Source organism: Streptomyces sp. NPDC048106 (genome assembly GCF_040706415.1).
Classification (GTDB): domain Bacteria; phylum Actinomycetota; class Actinomycetes; order Streptomycetales; family Streptomycetaceae; genus Streptomyces.
The window spans coordinates 29,181-51,006 of record NZ_JBEZND010000056.1; the positions used below are offsets into that span (position 1 = coordinate 29,181).

Genomic DNA, 21,826 nt, shown 5'->3' on the forward strand with positions numbered 1-21,826 from the left:
GGATCAGGTCGCTCCGGCGCCGACGGCGCCTTGTGACCGACCCGAGCGGGGTCTGGTGCGTGCAGATGCAAGGCGGAGGAACGAGTCGACGCGATGGGGGTGCCCCCGCGCGAGCGAAGCCGAGCGTGGGGGAGTCGGCGAGTGACGACAACGCCGCTGGGGGTCCCCCCACGCCCTTCAGGCAGTGGGGGAGTGCGTGCCAGACCCCGCGACCGCCGACAAGATCCGAAAGAGAGGCCCTAGGGAAACAGCCGGGCATATCAGCCCAGTCGGGGCTCCACCACCCACTCGCCCCGCCGCATCACGCCCCGCACCTCGAAGTCCGCGTCCAGCAGTACCAGGTCCGCGTCCTTGCCGGGCTCCAGGGAGCCGATCCGGTCCGAGAGGCCCAGCAGCCGGGCCGGGTTGGCGGACAGGGCCTTGACCACGTCCTCGACCGGCAGCCGGTCCACGGTCACCGCCCGCTTGAAGGCCCGGTCCAGCGTCAGCGTGGAGCCCGCGATCGAACCGCCCTCCACCAGCCGGGCCACGCCCTCGCTGACCTCCACCTCCAGCGGGCCCAGCAGGTACCGGCCGTCGCCGCTGCCGGCCGCGTCCATCGCGTCCGTGATGAACGCCACCCGGTCCGGGCCCGCGTGGTGGAAGGCCAGCTCCAGCGCGGCCGGATGCAGATGCGTGCCGTCGTTGATCAGCTCGACCGTGACCCGCTCGTCCTCCAGCAGCGCGGCGACCGGGCCCGGGGCGCGGTGGCCGAGGCCGGGCATCGCGTTGAACAGGTGCGTGGCGACGGTGGCGCCCGCCTCGATGGCGTCCACCGTCTGCTCGTACGTCGCGTCCGTGTGGCCGATCGCCGCGATCACCCCGTGCTCGGCGAGCAGCCGTACCGAGTCGATGCCGCCGGGCAGCTCGGCGGCGAGCGTGAGCATCCGTGCCTGCCCGCGCGCCGCGTCGATCAGCTTGCGCACCTCGGCCGGCTCCGGGTCGCGCAGCAGCGCCGCGGAGTGGGCGCCCTTGCGGCACGGCGAGATGAACGGCCCCTCGAAGTGGATCCCCGCGATCTCGCCCTGCTCGGCCAGCTCGCTGAGCACTCCGGCCTGCCGGACGAGCAGGTCCATCTCGTCGGTGACGGTGGAGGCGACGAGGGTGGTGGTGCCGTGCGCGCGGTGGGTGCGGACGGCGGTGAGGATCTGTTCGGCGGTGCCGGAGAAGGAGGCCCCGCCGCCGCCGTGGTTGTGGAGGTCGACGAAGCCGGGGACCAGCCAGTGGCCGCTGACGTCCACCACCCGGGCGCCGGCCGGCGCGGTGGCGGTGATGCGCCCGCCGTCCACGGCTACCTGGCCGCCCGGCATCGTGCCGGTGGGAAGCACCACGTTCGCGCTGGTGAGAACCTGCGGGGTGCTGCCTCCACCCGGCGCCCGACTGTCCCGCTCTGTGGCCATCAGGTGCTTACCTCCGGAGTCGTAGGGATGGCGCCGGCCAGCAGATCCCGCGCGAGCAGGCCCGCGCCCAGGCAGCCGGCGGTGTCGCCGAGGGCGGCGGGGACGATGGACGGCAGTTTCTGGAAGGTGACCCGGCGCCGGACGGCCTCCCGCAGGGGCCGGAACAACACTTCCCCCGCCTCGGCGAGACCGCCACCGATGATCAGCGTGCGCGGGTCCAGCAGGGTGAGCGCGGTGACCAGCCCGTCGGCGAGCGCGTCCACCGCCTCCTGCCAGACCCGGCGGGCCCCGGGGTCGCCCGCCGCGACGGCCCGCGCGCAGTCGGCCGCGTCCGCGTCCGGGTTCCCCCCGGCCGCCGCCCAGGCCTCGCTGACGGCGGCCGCGGAGGCGTACCGCTCCAGACAGCCGCGCTGCCCGCACGGACAGGGCGCGCCCTGGGGGCGTACGACGACATGGCCGATCTCGCCCGCGAAGCCGTGCGCCCCGGACTCCACCCGCCCGTCGATCCCGATCGCGCCCGCGATGCCGGTGCCGAGCGGCACGAACAGGAAGCGGTCGGTGCCCCGGCCCGCGCCGATCCGGCCCTCGGCGAGGCCGCCGGTGCGCACGTCGTGGCCGAGCGCGACGGGCACGCCGAGCCGCTCGGCGAGCAGGTCGCGCAGGGGCACGTCCTTCCAGCCGAGGTTGGCGGCGTAGACGGCGATGCCGTGCTCCTCGTCGACGATGCCGGGCACCGCGATGCCGGCGGCGGCCGGGGTGCCGTGGTGCCGGGCGCCGTACGCGTACAGCTCGGCGGCGAAGTCGAGGATGCCCGCGACCACCGCGTCGGGGCCGCGCTCGCGGCCGGTGGCGCGGCGGGCACGGTGCAGCAGGGCGCCGTCGTCCCCGACGAGGGCGGCCTTCATCCCCGTACCGCCCACGTCCAGGGCGATGACATGTCTCACGGGGACAGTGTGGCCCGCTGACCCACGAGAGGTCTAGTCCATTCGCGTGGTGTAGACCTCAGGCGGCCATCCGGGGCGTACCGGCCCGGCGCGCACGGCACGGACCGGGCGCTACGGTTTCCCCATGGAACTGGGCGACCGAGAGAAGGCCATCCTCGCGCTGGAACGCCGGTCCTTCCCCGGCCCCGGCGCCAAAGAGCGCGCCATCCGGGAGGACCTCCACCTCTCCCCGGTCCGCTACTACCAGCTCCTCAACGCCCTCCTCGACGACGAGCGCGCCCTCTCCCACGACCCGGTCACGGTCAACCGCCTGCGCCGCGTCCGGGAGACCCGCAGATCGGACCGCTGAGCCGGAGCCAGGCGTGACGCGGGCCCCCGCTGGATAGTGTCGGTACATGGATCCTCTGCCGACCCCAGCCACCCAGGCCGGCCGGGACGGGCTCGCCGCGCTGGTCGCCAACCCCGCCGCCGCGGTGGTCGGCCTGGACTTCGACGGCACCCTCGCCCCCATCGTCGCCGACCCCGAGCAGGCCCGCGCCCACCCCGGCGCCGTCCCCGCGCTCACCGCCCTCGCGCCCAGGGTCGCCCACGTGGCCGTGATCACCGGCCGGCCCGCCGGCGTCGCGGTCCGCTACGGCGGCTTCGCCGGTGTCCCCGGCCTCGCCCACCTCACCGTCCTCGGCCACTACGGCGCCGAACGCTGGGACGCCGCCACCGGCACCGTCACCGCCCCCGCCCCCCACCCCGGCGTCGCCGCCGTCCGCGCCGAACTGCCGGGCCTGCTGGACCGGGTCGGCGCCTGGCGGGGCACCTGGGTCGAGGAGAAGGGCCGCGCCGTCGCCGTGCACACGCGCCGCGCGCAGGACCCGGCGGCGGCGTACGAGGCCCTGCGCGCCCCCCTCACCGACCTCGCCGCCCGCCACGGGCTGATCGTCGAACCCGGCCGCATGGTCCTCGAACTGCGGCCGCCCGGCATGGACAAGGGCGTCGCCCTCAGCGAGTACCTCCGCGAGACCGGCGCCGGGTCCGTCCTCTACGCCGGCGACGACCTCGGCGACCTCCCCGCCTACGCCGCCGTCGACAAGCTCCGCTCCGAGGGCGTCCCCGGCCTCCTCGTGTGCAGCGGCAGCACGGAGGTCACCGAACTGGCCGAGCGGGCGGACCTGGTGGTCGACGGCCCCGAGGGCGTCGTACGGCTGCTCACCGCGCTGGCGGCTCAGCTCGGCTGAGCGGTCAGGGCGTCAAGCTGGTCCAGGAACCACCGGGCCGGCGGCAGCGCCGTGCCCGCGGCGGCCAGCCTCTTCGAGCGCTCCGCGCGCTCCGCCGCCGGCATGCTCAGCGCGGTGTGCAGCGCCTCGGCCGTGCCCGTGATGTCGTACGGGTTCACCGTGAGGGCGTCCTCGCCCATCTCCTCGTGCGCCCCCGCCTCCCGCGACAGCACCAGCGCGCACCCCTCGTCGGAGACCACCGGCACCTCCTTGGCGACGAGGTTCATGCCGTCCCGGATCGGGTTGACCAGGGCCACGTCGGCGAGCCGGTACGCGGCCAGGGACCGGGCGAAGTCGTCCTTCACGTGCAGCACCACCGGCGTCCAGCCCGCGGTCCCGTACGCCGCGTTGATCTCCTCGGCCACCCGCCGCACCTGCGCCGTGTAGTCCCGGTACACCGCGAGGTCCTGCCGCGACGGATACGCGAACGCCACGTGGACCACCCGCTCCCGCCACTCGGGGTGCGTGTCCAGCAGCTCCCGGTACGCCAGCAGCCCGCGCACGATGTTCTTGGACAGCTCGGTGCGGTCCACCCGGACGATGGTCCGGCGGCCCTCGCCGATCTCCGCCCGCAGAGCCGCCATCCGCTCGTCCACGTCGGCGCGGTGGGACCGCTCGCGCAGGAAGTCGGCGTCCGCGCCCAGCCCGTGCACCCCGATCCGGGTGCCGGAGGGGATGCCGGGCCCCAGCACCGCGTGGCAGCACTCGGTGAACGCGTCCGCCCAGCGCGACGTGAGGAACGCCGCCCGGTCCGCGCCCAGGATCCCGGTGAGCAGCTCCGCCGCGATGTCGTCCGGCAGCAGCCGGAAGTACTCCGCCGGCGCCCACGGGGTGTGCGAGAAATGGCCGATGCGCAGGTCGGGCCGGAGCCGGCGGAGCAGCCGCGGGGCGAGCGCCAGGTGGTAGTCCTGGATCAGCACCGCCGCCCCCTCGCCCGCCTCCTCGGCCAGCGCCTCGGCGAACGCCTGGTTGTAGGCCTCGTACGCCGCCCACTGCCGCCGGAACTCCGTGCCGAAGACGGGCTCCAGCGGTGTCTGGTACAGCATGTGGTGCACGAACCAGAGCACCGAGTTGGCGATCCCGTTGTACGCGTCGGCGAAGACGTCCGCGTCGATGCCGAGCATCCGCACGTGCTGCCCGCCGGTGTCCGCGGCCGGCAGCGGGCCGCCGCCGGCGCGCCGCGCCGCCTCCCGGTCGCCGTCGCCCAGCGCGGCGCACACCCATACCGCGTTCGTCTCCGGACCGATCGCCGACAGGCCCGAGACCAGTCCGCCGCCGCCCCGCTTGGCGCGCAGCGAACCGTCCTCGCCCGCCTCGTACGAAACCGGGCCGCGATTGGACGCGACCAGCACCTCAGCGTCGTGCGTGGAAGCCATGGTCCAGAACCTAGCCCGGCCCGGAAACACTCAAACCCACCGACCACTGCGGAAGCCGGTCGCCACGGGCCGCACCCGAGCTTTCACGCCACCCGGCGCCGGGCGTACTCCGCGATCTCCGTCATCGGCGGCCGCTCCTCGGTGTCCACCGTGTAGGTGCGCGGCTCGAAGCCGGACACGCCCCGCTCGAACTGGGTGAGCGCGGGGCGCACCAGGTGGCCGCGGGCCAGTCGTAGCTGGGCCGTGCGGTAGATGGCCGCCGCCATCCGGCCGAGCGCCTGCCCGTCCTGGTGCCGGTGCCTGCGCACGCCGACGTCCACCTGGGCCAGCGCGTCCAAGCCCACCAGGTGCAGGGCGTCCACCAGCATGCCCAGCTCCACGCCGTACCCGACCGGGAACGGCAGCTGTTCGAGGAGCGAGCGCCGGGCCGCGTACTCGCCGCCCAGCGGCTGCACAAAGCCCGCCAGTTGCGGCCAGTGCATGTTGAGCAGCGGACGCGCCATCAGCTCGGTGACCCGGCCGCCCTGTCCCGCCGTCCCGGCGAGCGGGCGGTCGTACATCGCCTTGACGAGCTGCACGTCCGGCTCGGTGAGCAGCGGGCCGACGATGCCGAGGACGAAGTCGGAGGAGAACTCCCTGAGGTCCGCGTCGACGAAGCAGATGATGTCCCCGGTGGCGACGAGCAGCGAGCGCCACAGCACCTCGCCCTTGCCCCGCACCGCGGGTATCCGGGGCAGGATCGCGTCCCGGTGCACCACCCGCGCGCCCGCCGCGGCGGCGACCTCGGAGGTGCGGTCGGTGGAGCCCGAGTCGATCACCAGCACCTCGTCGACGAGCGGCACCCGCTCCACCAGATCGCGCCGGATCGCCGCGACGATCTCGCCGACGGTCTCCTCCTCGTCGAGCGCGGGCAGGACCACGCTGATGGTCTGGCCGGTGCGCTGTTTGGCCGCCAGGACCTGGTGCAAGGGACGGTCGCGCACGGACCAGGAGCGGTTGCCCATCCAGCGCTCGACTTCTTCCAGCACGGTCCCCGGCTCCTCACGTTCGTCTCGCGGTACGGACGACTATCTCAACTCTCCAGGCCTTCGGTTACAGTCTTGAGCAACGCCGATGACCATCGCATGTCGGGGGTCGCGCGCGGACACCGCCGCATCTGGCGGACACAATCGAATACCGCTCATCCAGAGGGGCAGAGGGACACGGCCCGATGAAGCCCCGGCAACCCTCCAGCCGGTTCTCGTCTTCGAACGTTTCGACTTTTCGACGCTTCGAGCAGCGAGGCTCCCGGCTAGGGAAGGTGCCAATTCCGTCTCACGGCGAGGTGCGTCGTGAGGAAGATGAGGAGAAAGGGCCTCGCCTCCCATGGCTGTGCAGACAGTTGCAACCTCCGAAACTCCCACCGTCGATCTCGGTCCCGCCGCGGCGCTGAGCTGTCGCGAGTGCGGCCACCGCGTGCCGCTCGGCCCGGTCTTCGCCTGCGAGGAGTGTTTCGGCCCGCTGGAGATCGCCTATGACTTCTCCGCCTACGACACCGAAGAGCTGCGCAAGCTGATCGAGGGCGGCCCCGCCAACATCTGGCGCTACGCCCCGCTGCTGCCGGTCCCGGCCGACGTGGCCAAGAAGCCGAACATCAACCCCGGCTGGACCAAGCTCGTCCAGGCCGACAACCTGGCCCGCGAACTCGGCGTCACCGGCGGTCTGTACGTCAAGGACGACTCCGGCAACCCGACGCACTCCTTCAAGGACCGGGTGGTCGCCCAGGCCCTGGAGGCGGCGCGCGCCTTCGGCTTCACCACCCTGTCCTGCTCCTCCACCGGCAACCTGGCCGGCGCCGTCGGCGCCGCCGCCGCCCGCGCGGGCCTGCGCTCCTGCGTCTTCATCCCGCACGACCTGGAGCAGGGCAAGATCGTCATGGCCGCGGTCTACGGCGGTGAACTCGTCGGCATCGAGGGCAACTACGACGACGTGAACCGTTTCTGCTCCGAGCTGATCGGCGACCCGGCCGGCGAGGGCTGGGGCTTCGTCAACGTGAACCTGCGGCCGTACTACGCCGAGGGCTCCAAGACCCTGGCGTACGAGATCTGCGAGCAGCTCGGCTGGCGGCTGCCCGACCAGATCGTGGTGCCGATCGCCTCCGGCTCCCAGCTCACCAAGATCGACAAGGGGCTCCAGGAGCTGATCAAGCTGGGCCTGGTCGAGGACCGGCCGTACAAGATCTTCGGCGCCCAGGCCGAGGGCTGCTCGCCGGTGTCGACGGCCTTCAAGGCGGGCCACGACGTGGTGCGGCCCCAGAAGCCGGACACCATCGCCAAGTCCCTCGCCATCGGCAACCCGGCCGACGGCCCCTACGTCCTGGACATCGCCCGGCGCACCGGCGGCGCCGTGGAGGACGTGACGGACGAGCAGGTCGTGGCCGCGATCAAGCTGCTGGCCCGCACCGAGGGCATCTTCGCCGAGACGGCGGGCGGCGTGACCGTCGGCGTGACGAAGAAGCTCATCGAGAACGGCCTGCTCGACCCGGCGAAGACCACCGTCGTCCTCAACACCGGCGACGGCCTGAAGACCCTCGACGCGGTGGCCGGCACCGGCCTGACCGCCACCATCCGTCCGACCCTGGACTCCTTCCGAGAGGCTGGCCTCGCATGAGCGTGACCGTTCGCATCCCCACCATCCTGCGTACCTACACCGGCGGACAGGCCGAGGTCGCCGCCGAGGGCACCACCCTCGGCGAGGTCATCGAGAACCTGGAGAAGAACCACACCGGCATCGCCGCCCGCGTCCTGGACGACCAGGGCAAGCTGCGCCGGTTCGTGAACGTCTACGTCAACGACGACGACGTCCGTTTCGAGCAGGGCCTGGAGACCGTCACTCCGGACGGCGCGGGCGTCTCCATCATCCCGGCGGTGGCCGGCGGCTGCTGACCGGATGATCGATCATTACCTTGGGTAATGACGGTCACCGAAGGTGTCTAGGATTGCCCTCTCCGTGAGAGAAGCGGAGGGGGCAATTCTGTGTGATTGAGCGCGGTAGAGTTGGGGAACGCGCCCCCGAGCCATCGAGGGGGACCCCTCGATTCCCTTCCGCGGGCCCGATAAGAAGTAGCCAAAATGCACGGGCTTTCCGCGGCTTTTGCGTCTTTTACGGGGCCCGACTTGCCCTGAATTCAGATGAATTCTCCCCACATTCCGGATCGTTCGCGTCCAGAATTCTCGTCCAATTGACCTGTTGCAGACGGCAGTTGGACAGATACATTCAGCCGCGGTCGACGCGTTCCGGCGCACGCCCCCGCCGAATTGGGGGTGAGGTCTGACCCGGGTCCGCGAAGTGCGGATCTGTGCAAGGGCCAGTAATAGGGGAGTTAGGCATGGCTCAGGGCACCGTCAAGTGGTTCAACGCGGAGAAGGGGTACGGCTTCATCGCGGTCGACGGTGGTGCGGACGTCTTCGTCCATTACAGCGCCATTCAGATGGACGGCTACCGCACCCTGGAGGAGGGCCAGCGAGTCGAGTTCGAGATCTCGCAGGGCCAGAAGGGTCCGCAGGCCGACATGGTTCGCGTCGCCGTCTGAACGTTTCTCTGCCGAAGGGCCCGCACCTCACACGGGGTGCGGGCCCTTCGGCGTGCCCGCCCGGCGCGTTCGCCCGCGGCTGACGGGGCCGATGTACCCGCCGCAGGCGCTTGCACTCGACCATGCCGAGTGCTAATCATTGCGTTAGCACTCTGAAGGTGAGAGTGACAACGAAGGACCGGGTCGGTGAGGTCCGCGGGCCGTGTGGGGCAAGGAACCACAGGCCGGCGAACCGTCCGTCGCGGGCGCGGGCGCGGTCCGAAGGAATCACCCCCAGTCCTGGAGGGACCACTTCACATGGCCAAGATCATCGCGTTCGACGAGGAGGCGCGGCGCGGCCTCGAGCGCGGCATGAACCAGCTCGCGGACGCCGTCAAGGTGACGCTCGGCCCCAAGGGTCGCAACGTCGTCCTCGAGAAGAAGTGGGGCGCCCCCACGATCACCAACGATGGTGTCTCCATCGCCAAGGAGATCGAGCTCGAGGACCCGTACGAGAAGATCGGCGCCGAGCTGGTCAAGGAAGTCGCCAAGAAGACGGACGACGTCGCCGGTGACGGTACGACCACCGCGACCGTGCTCGCCCAGGCCCTGGTCAAGGAAGGCCTGCGCAACGTCGCCGCCGGCGCCAACCCGATGGCCCTGAAGCGCGGTATCGAGAAGGCCGTCGAGGCCGTCTCCGCCGCCCTGCTGGAGCAGGCGAAGGACGTCGAGACCAAGGAGCAGATCGCCTCCACCGCGTCCATCTCCGCCGCCGACACCCAGATCGGCGAGCTGATCGCCGAGGCCATGGACAAGGTCGGCAAGGAAGGCGTCATCACCGTCGAGGAGAGCAACACCTTCGGCCTGGAGCTCGAGCTCACCGAGGGCATGCGCTTCGACAAGGGCTACATCTCCGCCTACTTCGCGACCGACATGGAGCGCATGGAGGCGTCGCTTGAGGACCCGTACATCCTCATCGCGAACTCCAAGATCGGCTCCGTCAAGGACCTGCTCCCGCTCCTGGAGAAGGTCATGCAGTCGGGCAAGCCGCTGCTGATCATCGCCGAGGACGTCGAGGGCGAGGCCCTGTCGACCCTGGTCGTCAACAAGATCCGCGGCACCTTCAAGTCCGTCGCCGTCAAGGCCCCGGGCTTCGGCGACCGCCGCAAGGCCATGCTCGGCGACATCGCCATCCTCACGGGCGGCGAGGTCATCTCCGAGGAGGTCGGCCTCAAGCTGGAGAACGCGACCCTGGACCTCCTGGGCCGCGCCCGCAAGGTCGTCATCACCAAGGACGAGACCACCATCGTCGACGGTGCCGGCTCCTCCGAGCAGGTCAACGGCCGTGTCAACCAGATCCGCGCCGAGATCGAGAACAGCGACTCGGACTACGACCGCGAGAAGCTCCAGGAGCGCCTGGCCAAGCTCGCGGGCGGCGTCGCGGTCATCAAGGCCGGTGCCGCCACCGAGGTGGAGCTCAAGGAGCGCAAGCACCGCATCGAGGACGCCGTGCGCAACGCCAAGGCGGCCGTCGAGGAGGGCATCGTCGCCGGTGGTGGCGTGGCCCTGCTGCAGGCCTCCCAGGTCTTCGAGAAGCTGGAGCTCGAGGGTGACGAGGCGACCGGCGCCAACGCCGTGCGCATCGCCCTGGAGGCCCCGCTGAAGCAGATCGCCGTCAACGCCGGCCTCGAGGGCGGTGTCGTCGTGGAGAAGGTGCGCAACCTGACCCCGGGCCACGGCCTGAACGCCGCGACCGGCGAGTACGTCGACCTGGTCGCCGAGGGCATCATCGACCCGGCGAAGGTGACCCGTTCCGCGCTGCAGAACGCCGCCTCCATCGCCGCGCTGTTCCTCACCACCGAGGCCGTCATCGCCGACAAGCCGGAGAAGGCCGCCGCGGCCGCTCCGGGCGGCGGCATGCCGGGCGGTGACATGGACTTCTGATCGACTCTGGTCGATCGGTTTCCGTACCGAGGGCGGCACCCCCTGTCACAGGCAGGGGGTGCCGCCCTCGGACTTTCCCATGTACCGCCGGCGTGGCCCGTGTCACAGACGGCCGATTCCGGGTGCGGGAATGCTGGCCTTTGCACGACGGCTTACTTAAGCGTCTATAACAATGCACGTTCACATACCGCATGGTCAGCAACAGCCCCTCCGAGGAGACCCCACCCGTGACCGTCGACACGCCCGCCGCCTCCCGCGCGGCCCGGATACTCTCCCGCCCCATCGCCCTCAACGGCCTCACCGTCCCCAACCGGATCGTGATGGCGCCGATGACCCGGATGTTCTCCCCGGGCGGCGTCCCCGGCGAGAACGTGCGCTCGTACTACTCCCGTCGTGCCGCCGCGGGCGTCGGCCTGATCGTCACCGAGGGCACCTACGTCGGCCACGAGTCGGCCGGCCAGAGCGACCGCGTGCCCCGCTTCCACGGCGAGGAGCAGCTCGCGGGCTGGGCGAAGGTGGCCGAGGACGTGCACGCGGCGGGCGGCACCATCGTCCCGCAGCTGTGGCACATCGGCACCGTGCGCAACCAGGGCGACGCCCCTTACCCGGACGCCCCCTCCCACGGTCCCTCCGGTCTGCGCCTGAACGGCACCGCGGACGCGACGCCCATGACGCAGGCCGACATCGACGCCGTCATCGGCGCCTTCGCCGAGGCCGCGGCGTCCGCCGAGCGCATCGGCTTCGACGGCGTGGAGATCCACGGCGCCCACGGCTACCTCCTCGACCAGTTCCTGTGGGAGGGCACCAACCGCCGCACGGACGCCTACGGCGGCGACCCGGTCGCGCGCACCCGGTTCGCGGCGGAGATCGTGGCGGCGGTCCGCGAGGCGGTCTCGCCCGACTTCCCGATCCTCTTCCGCTACTCGCAGTGGAAGCAGGAGGCGTACGACGCCCGGCTCGCCGAGACCCCGCAGGAGCTGGAGGCGATCCTGACCCCGCTCGCCGCGGCCGGCGTCGACGTCTTCCACGCCTCCACCCGCCGCTACTGGCTCCCCGAGTTCGACGACTCCGACCTCAACCTCGCGGGCTGGACGAAGAAGCTCACCGGCAAGCAGACCATCACCGTCGGCTCGGTCGGCCTCGACGGCGACTTCACCGGCGCCTTCGCCGGCGAGGGCTCCCCGGTGCAGGGCATCGACGACCTGCTCGACCGCCTGGAGGCCGACGAGTTCGACATGGTCGCGGTCGGGCGCGCGCTGCTCCAGGACCCGCAGTGGGCGGCGAAGGTGCTCGCCGGCCGGGTGGCGGAGCTGGCGCCGTACGACGCGGCGTCGCTGAAGACGCTGAGCTGAGGCGTGCTTCCGAGGCCGTGCCGCTGAGGCCCGTGACTCCGATGCCGTGCCTCAGACGCCGCCGATGTTGCCGTTCAGCGGCTCGATGTCGACGCGCACCGGGGTGCCCCACACGCGGAGCACCTCGTAGTCGGTGAACTCGTGCACGAGCCGGTACGCCATCGCGGGCCGCGCGCCGCGCCGCTGGGCGGCGAGGTAGGCCTCGGCCTCCTGGCGGTCTCGCCGGGGGGTGCCGCAAAGCTGCCACTCCTGCCCGTTCCACAGCTCCGGCAGCCAGCGCTGCTGGGGCTGTGGGCGGTCGCCCCGGACGCCGTACCGCGACGGCGCGGTGGCCACCGGCTCCGCCGGGCCCGGCCTGCCCTGGTACTCCGACCGGCGGGCGGCCCGGCGCCGCGTCTCGCACAGCAGACACAGGTCCGGCGCGCTCTCGTCCACCGGGCCGTGCGGATGCTCGGCGCAGCGCGTGGCCGGCGCGTTCGTCCCGACGCTCTCCTCCAGCAGGTCCAGCGCCCTGCGCAGATCCGTCCTGATCTCGTGGAGCCGCCCGTCCGGTGTGTCGGCGGCCAACGCCTCCCCGTGCTCGCCGAGCAGCCGAAGCGCTCGGCCCAGGGCGGTCAGCTGGGCGTGATTCATGGTGGTGGTTCCGGTCGGTAGGCGGGTTCCTTGTCCCCCCAGTGTCCAGGATCCCGACGGCGGGACGGCGGGGCTTCACCGTGGCTCCCCAAGGGGAGGCCGTGATGGGGTGGGGCCATGACGAATCTGACGGGGCGGTTCTTAGGCGGTCTTCAGCGGCTCAACGCGGCCTACCCCTGGGATCACAACGCCCATTACCACCCCTGGCTGCTGCGGCAGTTGCCCAAGCGCTTCGGGCGGGCGCTGGACGTCGGGTGCGGAGCCGGGGAGCTGGCCCGGCTGCTGGCCGCGCGGGCGGAGCGGGTGGAGGCGGTCGACACCGATGCGGAGATCCTGGAGCGGGCACGGGAGCTGGGCGGGGCCTTCGAGAACGTCCGGCACACGCTCGGCGCCGCCCCCGACGCGCTGCCGCCCGGCCCCTACGACGTCATCACCTGCGTCGCCGTCCTGCACCACCTCCCCTTCACCGAGGCCCTCACCCGGTTCCGGGCGGAGCTGGCGCCCGGAGGGACGCTGGTCGTCGTGGGATGCGCGCGGGACGAGGACGTCCGAGGGGCCGCCTCCTTGCCGCTCAACCCGCTGTTCGGGTGGGTGAAGAACCGGGGGCGGGCCGCCGTGCGGCGGCCCGTGACCATGACCGCGCCCACCCGGCAACCGGAGATGGACTTCTCAGAGATCGCCGGGCAGGCTCGCCGGCTGTTGCCCGGCGCCCGGCTGCGGCGGGGGTTCTTCTGGCGGTACACCCTGGTGTGGCGCGCGCCCTGAGAGGGTGACGTACGTCGCCAGGAAGCCGACCAGGTAGCCGGTGAGCAGGCCGCCCGCGTAGACCGCGGCGGTCGCCGCCGGGCCCCGGTTGCCCGCCAGCAGGGGGAAGAGGGCCCAGCCCGAGGGGCCGATCGCCGTCGCGCCGACCTTCGTGCCGAGCATCGCGAAGCAGCCGATGAAGGCGCCGCCCGCCGCGCCGCCCGCGCAGGCGGTCAGGAAGGGGCGGCCGAGGGGGAGGGAGACGCCGTAGATCAGCGGTTCCCCGACGCCCAGGAGGCCGGCGGGCAGGGCCGAGCGGATCGTCGTACGCAGGGACAGGTCGTGGCGCAGCCGGACGTACACCGCCAGGGCCGCGCCCACCTGGCCCGCGCCCGCCATGGACAGCAGCGGCAGCAGGACGGTGTAGCCCTGCTGCTGGATGAGGGTGGCGTGGATGGGGATCAGGGCCTGGTGGAGGCCCAGCATGACCAGGGGGAGGAAGAGGCCGCCCAGGAGGAGGCCGGCCAGCGCGCCCGTTGCCGTCAGGAGCCAGTTCACCGCCGTGCCGATCGCCGAGGCCACCGTGCCCGCCGTGTACATCAGGCCGTACAGCGTGATCAGGCCGGGGACGAGGACCGTCACCGTCGGGGTGAGGAGGACGTCCAGGGGGTCGGGGACGCGGCCACGGCAGAACCGTTCCACCCGGGTGGCGAGGAAGGCCGCCGCCAGCGCGCCGAGGACCCCGCCCTGGCCGGGGGCGAGATGGGCCCCGAACGCCGTCACCTCCGCCACGCCCGGGTACACGACCACCGCCGCCACCGCCGCGCCCAGCACCGGGGTGCCGCCGAACTCCCGCGCCGTGTGGTAGCCGACGAACACCGCAAGCAGCGCCATGAAGGCCGAGGCAACCGTGGTGAGCGCGGGGGTGAGACCGGGCAGCCAGCCGGCGTTCCTGAGCAGGCCGTTGAGACCCGCCAGGATGCCGCAGCCGATCAGGGCGGGGATGAGCGGGACGAAGACGTTCGCGATCCGGCGCAGGGCGGTCTTGAGCGGGGTGGCCTCGCGGCGGCGCGGGGCGGCCGGGAGCCGGGCCGCGCCACCGCGCTGCGGGGTGGCGGCTGGGGGGCCCGTGTCCGTGCCGTCGCGCTGCGGGGTGGCGGCTGGGAGGCTCGTGTCCGCGTCGTCGCGTTGCGGGGCGGCGGTCGGGAGGCCCGTGTCCGCGCCGGGCGCCGGGGGCCGCCGTACGGTCCGCGCCCGCACCTGTGCCGTCACCGCCTCCACCACTCCCGGCCCCAGCACGATCTGCCACGCGGCCCCGTCCTCCACCACCCCCAGCACCCCCGGCACCGTCCGCAGTCCCGTCCCGTCCGCCGCGTCTGGGTCCGCGAGGGTGAGCCGCAGCCGGGTCATGCAGTGGGTCACGGCGGTGACGTTGGCGGGGCCGCCGACGTGGGTCAGGACGGCGGTCGCGGTGGAGGCGGGGTCCGTGTGCACCCCCCGAGCGTGCGCGTCAGCCGGTCGCGCGGGCCAGCGCGGCACGCAGATGGCCGCCGGAGTCCTCCAGAAGGCGGGCGGCCGTCGGGCCGTCGACCCCGGCGAGTAGGACGAGGATCGCGGTCTTCACCTCGCCGCCGGACTCGGTCAGCGCCCGCTCGATCTCCGCGTCGCCCGCGCCCGTGGCCAGCGCGACGATCCGGCGGGAGCGCGCCCGCAGCTTGGCGTTGGAGGCGCGCACGTCGACCATCAGGTTCCCGTAGGTCTTGCCGAGCCGGATCATCGTGATGGTCGACAGCATGTTGAGGACGAGTTTCTGGGCGGTGCCCGCCTTGAGCCGGGTCGAGCCGGTGATCAGCTCGGGCCCGACGACGATCTCGATGCCGTGCTCGGCGGCGGCCGCCAGCGCGCTGTGCTCGTTGCAGGCCAGGCCGATGGTCAGGGCGCCCCGCGCACGGGCGTGCTCGACCGCGCCGATCGCGTACGGGGTGCGGCCCGAGGCGGAGACGCCGACAACGCTGTCAGCAGGGGTGAGTTCGAGCGCGTCGAGGTCGGCGCGGGCCAGCTCGCCCGAGTCCTCGGCGCCCTCCACGGAGCTGACCATCGCCCCCGGACCGCCCGCGATCAGGCCGACGACCTGGTCGGGATCGGTGTTGAAGGTGGGCGGGCACTCGGAGGCGTCCAGGACGCCGAGACGCCCCGCGGTCCCCGCGCCGGCGTAGATCAGGCGCCCGCCCCGGGTCATCCGCGCGGCCACCGCGTCGATGGCGGCGGAGATGCGGGGGAGCTGTCCGGCGACGGCGGCCGGCACGCCGGCGTCCTCGCCGTTCATCAGCCGGGCGATGTCGAGGGTGGGCAGACGGTCGATGTCGGCGAGTTCGGGTCGGAAGGCCTCGGTGGTCAGCGAGGCCAACTGGCTGCGCAGGTCATGGGAGGTCATGGGAGCGGCTCTCTCGGTCTCGAATGCCGGTTGGTGTTCCCCCGGCGCCGGTGCTCACCCGCCGTCGACGCAGGTGCTCACCTCGCGCTGGTGCGATGCCGGTGCGCCAGTGCCTCGTACGACGCGGCCAGCGCGGGCGCCGCCGTCTCGTACGTGCGCTGGGCCACTCCCACGAACAGACAGTCCACCACGAGCAGTTGGCTGGTCCGCGAGGACATCGCGGCCGGCCGCAGCTCGGTCTCCCGTGAGGTGGACGTGGTCAGTACGTGGTCGGCGTACTGGGTGACCGGTGAGTCGGGGCGGCCGGTGATGGCCACGGTGGTCGCCCCGCGCTCGAACGCGGCCCGCAGCGGCTCGATGACGTCCCCCGTCGAGCCGGAGTGGGTGATCGCGATCGCCACGTCGCCCGAGCGGAGCTGGACGGCGTTGGTCACGGCGAGATGCGGATCGCTGGGCGCGTGCGCTATGAGCCCTATGCGCAGCAGCTTCTGGGTGAGGTCCTGGGCGACGAGCCCGGACGCCCCTATGCCGTACACGTCGGTGCGGCGGGCGCCGGCGAGCGCGGTGACGGCCGCGCCGAGCTGGCCGGTGTCGAGTCCGGCGGCGGTGTCGGCGAGGGTCTGCTGCTCCTCGTAGGCCAGTTTGGTGACGACGTCGGCGATCGGGTCGTCCACGGCGATGTCGGTGGTGATGGCGGGCGCCCGCCCGGACTGCTGCTGGGCGGCCAGCCCCGCGAGGGCGAGCCGCAGGTCCCGGTAGCCGGGGTAGCCGAGCAGCCGCGCGGTGCGTACGACGGTGGCCTCGCTGGTGCCGGTCAGTTCGGCGAGGCCGGTGACCGTGAGGGCGGCGCAGCCGGCCGGGTCGTTCGCGACGGCCTCGGCGACGCGCTGCATGGACCGGGTCATCGACGGGGCGAGGGTGCGCACCTTGGCGGCGAGCGAGCCCACGGGACTGCCGAAACTTTCCTTCACGTCCTGGGTCACCTCTGAAAGATATTTTCGGTTCGGCGTCCGGGTCAAGAGTGCGCACAATGGGTTGCATGGAGCCCATTACCCCCCTTGAACAGGCCCTGCACGCCGCCCGTGCCCTGGTTCTCGCCGATCTGGTGGCGGGCCGGGTCGCGGAGGCGGACGTGGTCTCGCTGGTCGAGGACTCCGTGGCGCAGCGGCGCTGGTGGGTCGAGCAGTGGCCGGACGGCGCGCACTTCGTGGCCGGTCTGGTGGCGCAGGACGTGCAGGACGCGCTCCTGGAGCGGTACGGCCGCTGGCCGCTGTGCCCGGTCTGCGCCTCGGGCGACCCGCACGCGCTGGACGTGGAGCCGGAGCTGGGCCCCGACCCGCACTGGGTGTGCCACCAGGCGGGCGTGAAGGTCGCCGCGGTGGGTCTGCTGGGCTCCGCCATCGGCGGGGCGCCGTCCTCGTGAGGCGCCCGTGACGGTGTACATCGACCCGCCCACCTGGCCGGGGCACGGCCGCCTGTGGTCGCACCTGGTGAGCGATGTGTCGTACGACGAACTGCGGTTGTTCGCCGACGGTCTCGGCGTGCCCCGGCGGGCCTTCGAGCGCGATCACTACGACCTCCCCGCGCACCGGTACGCCGACGCGGTGGCGGCCGGTGCGGTGGAGGTCCGCAGCCGTGAACTGGTGCGGCGGCTGCGGGAGTCGGGACTGCGGCGGCCCAAGGGGCTGGTGCGGCGGGGGATTTCCTAGGGTTTCCGCGTCATTTACCGGGGCCTCGGCGTCAGTTCCTCGGGCTCTCGCGCCAGTTCCTCGGGCTACCGCTTCACTGGAGCTCGTACGCCACGAGCCGGTCGTCTATCGCGCCCGCCGGCGTGAAGCCGGCGCGGACCAGGACGGCGTGGGAGGGGCTGTTGGCCTGCCGCGCCCGCGCGTACACGGTCCGTACGTCGTCGCGGGCCAGCGCCCACCCGCACAGCGCGCGCAGCGCCTCCGTGGCGTACCCCTGGCCGCGGGCGGCCTCGCCGAGGTTGTAGCCGATCTCCACGCGCCCCTCCTCGTCCGGGGCGCCGTGGAAGCCCAGGGCGCCGACCGCGCGGCCGTCCTCGGTGCGCACGAGGGCGAACGAGGTGAACTCGGGCCGGTGGACGCCCGCTTCGTACGCTTTCACCAGCATCCTGGCGGAGTCCCGCGTGCCGTCCTCCGGGGCGCCCCCGAGCCAGTCGAAGCCGCCGTCGCCGCCGAGGGCGAGATCGCGGGCCGCGGCCGGGCGGATGCCGGTGAGGGTGAGGCGTTCGGTGGGCAGGACGAGGTTGTTGTACCAGCGCCACTCGGTGACCGGGTCCCGGCCGGGCAGCTCGCCGCGGCCGGTCGCCCACAGCAGGGTCGGCCAGGGCTCGGGGCCGGGCTGGACGTGCGGGAAGATCGAGGTCAGGACGGACTCGGCGAGTTCGGCGGGCGGCTCGTAGGCGAGACCGAGCCCCTCGGCCATGTCGTGGGTGTGCAGCAGGACTTCGGCGACGCCCATCGCGGCGAAGCCCTCGCGGTCGGCGCTGCGGAACGGGTGGGGGTGGAAGGCGCGGACGCCGGGCGGGGCGGTGGCCACGGCGGCGGCGAGCAGCGCGCCGGTGGTCTCGACGACGTGCAGCAGCCCCGCGTTGTCGGTGTCCTCGTGCAGCGTCAGGTCGAAGGGGACGTAGGCGTCCCGCGCCCGCCCGGCCAGATTGGCGGCATAGGCCACGAGGTCGTCGGCCACGTGCACGGCGGTGGTGTGGCAGTCCCACTCGACCCGCCCGGCGCGGACGCTCCTCCAGTCCCGGTCCACCGCCTCCCGCAGCAACTCCAGGCACCCGGCCACGGCCTCGGTCACGTGTTCCCCGCTCATCGCTCGCATGGGCGCACCCTAGGCGGGGGGCGTCGTCACGGCGACAGCATTTCCAGTTCGGCGGCGAGGTTGTAGCGGGCGGTGGACTCCCAGTGCTCCCGGCCGTAGGGGGTGTGGAACAGCCGTGGCAGTGCGAGGAGTTGGCGCAGGACATCGGAACGCCCTTGCCGGAAGGCGTCGTTGGGGACGAAGTGGTACTCCTCGCGGACCTCGGCGGTGTAGGCGGCGTACGCGGACGGGGGCGCGGCCAGGATCGCGAGGTCGGCGTCGCACAGCACCTGGCCGTCGTGGTCGTCGTCGGCCGGGTCGTGCGTGACGGTCAGCCGGACCAGCCGGGCCACCTCCCCGGCCTTCGCCTCCGGCACCCCGGCCTCCGGCAGCGCGCGCTCGGCCAGCCGCGCCGAGCGCTCCTCGTTCTCGGAACGCTCCGGGTGGTACACGGCGTCGTGGAACCAGGCGGCCAGCCGGACGACGTCGGGGTCGGCGGCGTACCTCTCCAGCGCGTCGACGTGGTCGAGCACGGCGGTGAGGTGAGCGAGCGTGTGGTAGCGGCGCTGGGGCTCCTGCCAGCGGGCGAGGAGGTTGTCGGCGTAGGGGGCGGGGTCCGGGCCACCCTCGGGGGCGCGGGCGGCGTCCAGGGCGCGGGCGAAGCGGAGACGGAGGGCGTCGAGGTCGGCCATGGGCCCATTCTCGCGTGGCGCCCGCCCGTGGCGCAGTGGCGTCCGCGCGGTGGCGGTGTGAGGTGAGTGCCCGGTGGCGGTGCGGGGCGAGCGCCCGGTGGCGTACTGGCGCGCCTTCGGCGGCGTACCCTTAAATTGGACTAGACCTTTACTGGATCCTTGGCCGTGACGAATGGGGTGCCATGAGCAAGCGTGCAGTCCTGGAGGTGATCGCCCTCGACATCGAGGACGCGGTCGCCGCCCAGGCCGGAGGCGCGGATCGCCTGGAGCTGGTCACCGAGATGGCCGCCGACGGGCTCACCCCGTCCGCCGCCACCGTCGCCGGCATCCGTGCCGCCGTCGACATCGACCTGCGCGTGATGCTCCGCCTGGCGGACGGGTTCGCGGCCGGTGACCTGGAGCGGCTGCTCGGGGTGGCCGAGGAGATGCGGGCGGCCGGCGCCGACCAGTTCGTCCTCGGGTTCCTCGACGCGGACGGGGGCGTGGACCTGGCCGCCGTGGAGCGGGTGGCCGGGGCGCTGGAGGGCTGCCGGTGGACCTTCCACCGCGCGATCGACCGCGCCGCAGACCGCGACGCCCTGCGCAAGCAGCTCGCCGACCTGCCCGGCCTCGACACCTACCTCACCGCGGGCGCCGCCACCGGCGTGGACGAGGGCCTGCCGACCCTGCTGGCCGAATACGGCCGCCGCGGCGAACCGGGCTACGAGCAGACCGTCCTCGTAGGCGGCGGCCTCCGCCTCGACCATGTCCCGCCCCTGCTCGCCGCCGGTCTCGACGCCTTCCACATCGGCGGCGCGGCACGCCCGCGGGGCTGGCACGGGCCGGTGTCGGAAGCCGCGGTCAAGGAGTGGCGCAGGGTGCTGGACGGCGCGGAAGACTAGGTCACGGGTACCGGGTAACGGCTACGAGCCCGACCGCCCCGCCCCCCGCCGGGGAACCGGTACGGGAGCGGGGCGGTCACGGGAACGCGCCGGGTGATCGTCAGTCGACGTCCACCGGGCCGTCGTCCGACTTCTTCTCGCGGCGGGCGCTGAGCTGGAGCAGGCCGGTGTCCCGGGCCTCCTCGGAGCGGTGCCCGTCGGACTCCTGGCCGCTGAGGTTCTGGCGGACCGAGTCGAGGATGGTCAGGCCCTGGGAGACCAGGCCGGCCGCGATCTCGCCGAGGCCGTCCGCGCCGTTCAGGACGTTGACGTTGGCCCCGGCCAGACCGCCGGCCGCCTCCTTCACGATCTGCGGAAGCTGGTCGATCAGCATCCGGTCCAGCGCGACCCGGTCGTACGACGCCGCCGCCTCCGCCTGGATCTTCATCCGCTGGGCCTCGGCCGCCGCGAGGATCCGCACCCGCTCGGCCTCCGCCTCGGCCGGCTTGACGACCTCGGCCACCAGCTGCTTCTGCCGCAGCAGGGCCTGGCGCTGGGCCAGCTCCGTCTGCGCGTCGAGCACTTCCTGCTGCGCGTGCGCGTGCGCCAGCGGACCGGCCTGCGCCGCCTGCGCCTGCGCCCGGTCCACCTCGGCCGAGTACTGGGCCTTGACGACGGCGGTCTGCCGGGCGTACTCCGCCTGCTGGCGCGCCGCCTCCTGCTCCGCCTCCACCGCGGCCTGCGTGGCCTGCGCCTGGGCGATCTGCGCCTGGCGCTGGATGGCCGCCTTGTGCGGGGCGGACATCGCGTCGATGTAGCCGGTGTCGCCGTCGTCGATCGACTGGATCTGCAACGAGTCCACGATCAGGCCGATCTTGGCCATCTCCGTCTTGGAGGTGTCCAGCACCTCCGCGGCCAGCTTCTGCCGCTCGGTGACGATCTCCTCGACGGTCATCGAGCCGATGATGGCGCGCAGGTGACCGGCGAAGATCCGGCCGGTGAGCACCGACATCTGGTCCTGGTCGGAGAGGAAGCGCTGACCGGCGTTGATGATGCTCTCGCTGTCATTGCCGACCTTGAAGGCGATGACAGCCCGCACGTGCAGGGCGATGCCCTGCTTGGTCACACAGGTCTCGGTGACCTCCGACTCGCACATCGCCAGCGAGAGGAAGCGGGTCTTGCGGAAGAACGGGACCACGAACTTGCCGTGACCCGTCACCACTCGGAACGGCGCGCCCCCCAGTCCCCGTCGTCCGCCCGAGATCAACATCGCCTCGTCCGGCGCGGGTACGCGGTATCCGAACATTTTCTCGTACTCCTCAGCAGGCGTCGACGGCGTCGCCGCCGAGCGCGTCCAATGGATCTGCCCACTCGATGACGCCGACCTCGCGGCATCCCCGTGATTCGATCACGAGGACCGTGGCTCCCGGCGGCAGGGGATCCTCCGACCAGGCGAGAAACGTCTCGGAGCCGCCCCTGACCCGGACCAGTACCTCGCCGGGTCCCGCGGATCCACGCGTTCCGATGAGCACCTTCCCCGTGCGGCCGATCACGGCCTCGTCCTGCGGCATCACCGGCCGTCCTCCTCGCCCTGGCCCCAGGATTCCGACGATAACCCCAGTCGGGCCGGGGACCAACGGGCGGGAGGTCACATCCCGGCGAGGCCCTAGGTGTATTGACCCGTGAGGTTGGGGACGCGGCTGGCGGGTGGTTGGCCTTTCAGCGCGGTGTGTCCGCGGTGGTGATTGTAGGTGTGCAGCC

The 21,826-nt window shown here is 72.6% G+C and carries 23 protein-coding genes and 1 riboswitch; of the genes, 11 read left to right on the plus strand and 12 right to left on the minus strand.

The genetic code is table 11. The features are described from left to right. Nucleotides 1-260 precede the first annotated feature (260 nt). Together nagA and AB0927_RS36870 are read right to left on the minus strand one after the other, a co-directional pair. On the minus strand, nt 261-1,439 hold the full coding sequence (gene nagA, locus AB0927_RS36865; RefSeq protein WP_366672202.1) for an N-acetylglucosamine-6-phosphate deacetylase: 1,179 nt from the start codon (nt 1,437-1,439) through the stop codon (nt 261-263). Then, on the minus strand, nt 1,439-2,383 hold the full coding sequence (locus AB0927_RS36870) for an ROK family protein (RefSeq protein WP_366672203.1): 945 nt from the start codon (nt 2,381-2,383) through the stop codon (nt 1,439-1,441). Before AB0927_RS36870 ends, nagA begins: the two co-directional genes overlap by 1 nt. A 124-nt stretch (nt 2,384-2,507) precedes the next feature. Between AB0927_RS36870 and AB0927_RS36875 the strand changes: the two genes are divergently transcribed. Together AB0927_RS36875 and otsB are read left to right on the plus strand one after the other, a co-directional pair. Continuing rightward, nucleotides 2,508-2,732, plus strand: a complete 225-nt coding sequence (locus AB0927_RS36875) for a DUF3263 domain-containing protein (protein ID WP_366672204.1) — start codon at nt 2,508-2,510, stop codon at nt 2,730-2,732. Nucleotides 2,733-2,778: 46 nt separating this feature from the next. Continuing rightward, nucleotides 2,779-3,612, plus strand: a complete 834-nt coding sequence (otsB, locus tag AB0927_RS36880; RefSeq protein WP_366672205.1) for a trehalose-phosphatase — start codon at nt 2,779-2,781, stop codon at nt 3,610-3,612. On the opposite strand, the gene AB0927_RS36885 is transcribed toward otsB, so the two are convergent. Continuing rightward, nucleotides 3,600-5,027: a trehalose-6-phosphate synthase gene (locus tag AB0927_RS36885; protein ID WP_366672206.1), complete on the minus strand. Its 1,428-nt coding sequence runs from the start codon at nt 5,025-5,027 to the stop codon at nt 3,600-3,602. The genes otsB and AB0927_RS36885 overlap by 13 nt on opposite strands. 83 nt (nt 5,028-5,110) lie before the next feature. Beyond that, nucleotides 5,111-6,055: a glucosyl-3-phosphoglycerate synthase gene (locus AB0927_RS36890; protein ID WP_366672207.1), complete on the minus strand. Its 945-nt coding sequence runs from the start codon at nt 6,053-6,055 to the stop codon at nt 5,111-5,113. A gap of 149 nt (nt 6,056-6,204) precedes the next feature. Further along, nucleotides 6,205-6,374: riboswitch (SAM riboswitch) on the plus strand. Nucleotides 6,375-6,392: 18 nt separating this feature from the next. Here AB0927_RS36890 and thrC point away from each other — a divergent pair. The 5 genes from thrC (at nt 6,393) to AB0927_RS36915 (ending at nt 11,873) form a co-directional block, all read left to right on the plus strand. Further along, nucleotides 6,393-7,676: a threonine synthase gene (thrC, locus tag AB0927_RS36895; RefSeq protein WP_366672208.1), complete on the plus strand. Its 1,284-nt coding sequence runs from the start codon at nt 6,393-6,395 to the stop codon at nt 7,674-7,676. Next, a complete protein-coding gene (locus AB0927_RS36900) occupies nt 7,673-7,951 on the plus strand; it encodes a MoaD/ThiS family protein (RefSeq protein WP_366672209.1) in 279 nt (92 codons plus the stop codon). The genes thrC and AB0927_RS36900 overlap by 4 nt, the downstream gene beginning before the upstream one ends. 443 nt (nt 7,952-8,394) lie before the next feature. After that, nucleotides 8,395-8,598, plus strand: a complete 204-nt coding sequence (locus AB0927_RS36905; protein WP_037653356.1) for a cold-shock protein — start codon at nt 8,395-8,397, stop codon at nt 8,596-8,598. Nucleotides 8,599-8,895: 297 nt separating this feature from the next. After that, nucleotides 8,896-10,521, plus strand: a complete 1,626-nt coding sequence (groL, locus tag AB0927_RS36910; protein ID WP_366672210.1) for a chaperonin GroEL — start codon at nt 8,896-8,898, stop codon at nt 10,519-10,521. 227 nt (nt 10,522-10,748) lie between these two features. Continuing rightward, nucleotides 10,749-11,873, plus strand: coding sequence for an NADH:flavin oxidoreductase (locus AB0927_RS36915; protein WP_366672211.1), 1,125 nt, complete (start codon nt 10,749-10,751; stop codon nt 11,871-11,873). Between the two features lie 51 nt (nt 11,874-11,924). On the opposite strand, the gene AB0927_RS36920 is transcribed toward AB0927_RS36915, so the two are convergent. Beyond that, a complete protein-coding gene (locus tag AB0927_RS36920) occupies nt 11,925-12,506 on the minus strand; it encodes a hypothetical protein (RefSeq protein WP_366672212.1) in 582 nt (193 codons plus the stop codon). Nucleotides 12,507-12,623: 117 nt separating this feature from the next. Between AB0927_RS36920 and AB0927_RS36925 the strand changes: the two genes are divergently transcribed. After that, nucleotides 12,624-13,271 carry a class I SAM-dependent methyltransferase gene (locus tag AB0927_RS36925; protein ID WP_366672213.1) on the plus strand — a complete coding sequence of 216 codons (648 nt, stop codon included), beginning with the start codon at nt 12,624-12,626 and terminating at the stop codon, nt 13,269-13,271. Here the strand turns inward: AB0927_RS36925 and AB0927_RS36930 are convergent. From AB0927_RS36930 to AB0927_RS36940, 3 genes are all read right to left on the minus strand, one after another. Beyond that, nucleotides 13,176-14,744: a PTS transporter subunit EIIC gene (locus AB0927_RS36930; RefSeq protein ID WP_366672214.1), complete on the minus strand. Its 1,569-nt coding sequence runs from the start codon at nt 14,742-14,744 to the stop codon at nt 13,176-13,178. The genes AB0927_RS36925 and AB0927_RS36930 overlap by 96 nt on opposite strands. A 16-nt stretch (nt 14,745-14,760) precedes the next feature. Then, entirely contained in the window at nt 14,761-15,684 is a 924-nt protein-coding gene (murQ, locus tag AB0927_RS36935; RefSeq protein ID WP_366672215.1) for an N-acetylmuramic acid 6-phosphate etherase, read from the minus strand. Nucleotides 15,685-15,761: 77 nt separating this feature from the next. Next, nucleotides 15,762-16,667: a MurR/RpiR family transcriptional regulator gene (locus AB0927_RS36940; protein WP_366672216.1), complete on the minus strand. Its 906-nt coding sequence runs from the start codon at nt 16,665-16,667 to the stop codon at nt 15,762-15,764. A 56-nt stretch (nt 16,668-16,723) separates the two neighbouring features. Here AB0927_RS36940 and AB0927_RS36945 point away from each other — a divergent pair, with 56 nt between their 5' ends. Both AB0927_RS36945 and AB0927_RS36950 read left to right on the plus strand, forming a co-directional pair. Further along, nucleotides 16,724-17,107, plus strand: coding sequence for a hypothetical protein (locus AB0927_RS36945; protein WP_366672217.1), 384 nt, complete (start codon nt 16,724-16,726; stop codon nt 17,105-17,107). 7 nt (nt 17,108-17,114) lie between these two features. After that, nucleotides 17,115-17,393, plus strand: a complete 279-nt coding sequence (locus AB0927_RS36950) for a DUF4031 domain-containing protein (RefSeq protein ID WP_366672218.1) — start codon at nt 17,115-17,117, stop codon at nt 17,391-17,393. 73 nt (nt 17,394-17,466) lie between these two features. On the opposite strand, the gene AB0927_RS36955 is transcribed toward AB0927_RS36950, so the two are convergent. Both AB0927_RS36955 and AB0927_RS36960 read right to left on the minus strand, forming a co-directional pair. Further along, nucleotides 17,467-18,534, minus strand: coding sequence for a GNAT family N-acetyltransferase (locus AB0927_RS36955; RefSeq protein ID WP_366672219.1), 1,068 nt, complete (start codon nt 18,532-18,534; stop codon nt 17,467-17,469). 26 nt (nt 18,535-18,560) lie between these two features. Then, nucleotides 18,561-19,205 (minus strand): hypothetical protein, encoded by a 645-nt coding sequence (locus AB0927_RS36960; protein WP_366672220.1) that lies wholly within the window; start codon nt 19,203-19,205, stop codon nt 18,561-18,563. Between the two features lie 182 nt (nt 19,206-19,387). On the opposite strand from AB0927_RS36960, the gene AB0927_RS36965 reads away from it, so the two are divergent. Next, the gene (locus AB0927_RS36965; protein ID WP_366672221.1) at nt 19,388-20,086 is read left to right on the plus strand and encodes a copper homeostasis protein CutC; all 699 of its coding nucleotides are present in this window, start codon (nt 19,388-19,390) and stop codon (nt 20,084-20,086) included. Between the two features lie 100 nt (nt 20,087-20,186). Here the strand turns inward: AB0927_RS36965 and AB0927_RS36970 are convergent, their stop codons facing one another. Together AB0927_RS36970 and AB0927_RS36975 are read right to left on the minus strand one after the other, a co-directional pair. After that, on the minus strand, nt 20,187-21,371 hold the full coding sequence (locus tag AB0927_RS36970; RefSeq protein WP_366672222.1) for an SPFH domain-containing protein: 1,185 nt from the start codon (nt 21,369-21,371) through the stop codon (nt 20,187-20,189). A gap of 13 nt (nt 21,372-21,384) precedes the next feature. Continuing rightward, nucleotides 21,385-21,636: a hypothetical protein gene (locus AB0927_RS36975; RefSeq protein ID WP_366672223.1), complete on the minus strand. Its 252-nt coding sequence runs from the start codon at nt 21,634-21,636 to the stop codon at nt 21,385-21,387. Between the last annotated feature and the right edge of the window lie 190 nt (nt 21,637-21,826).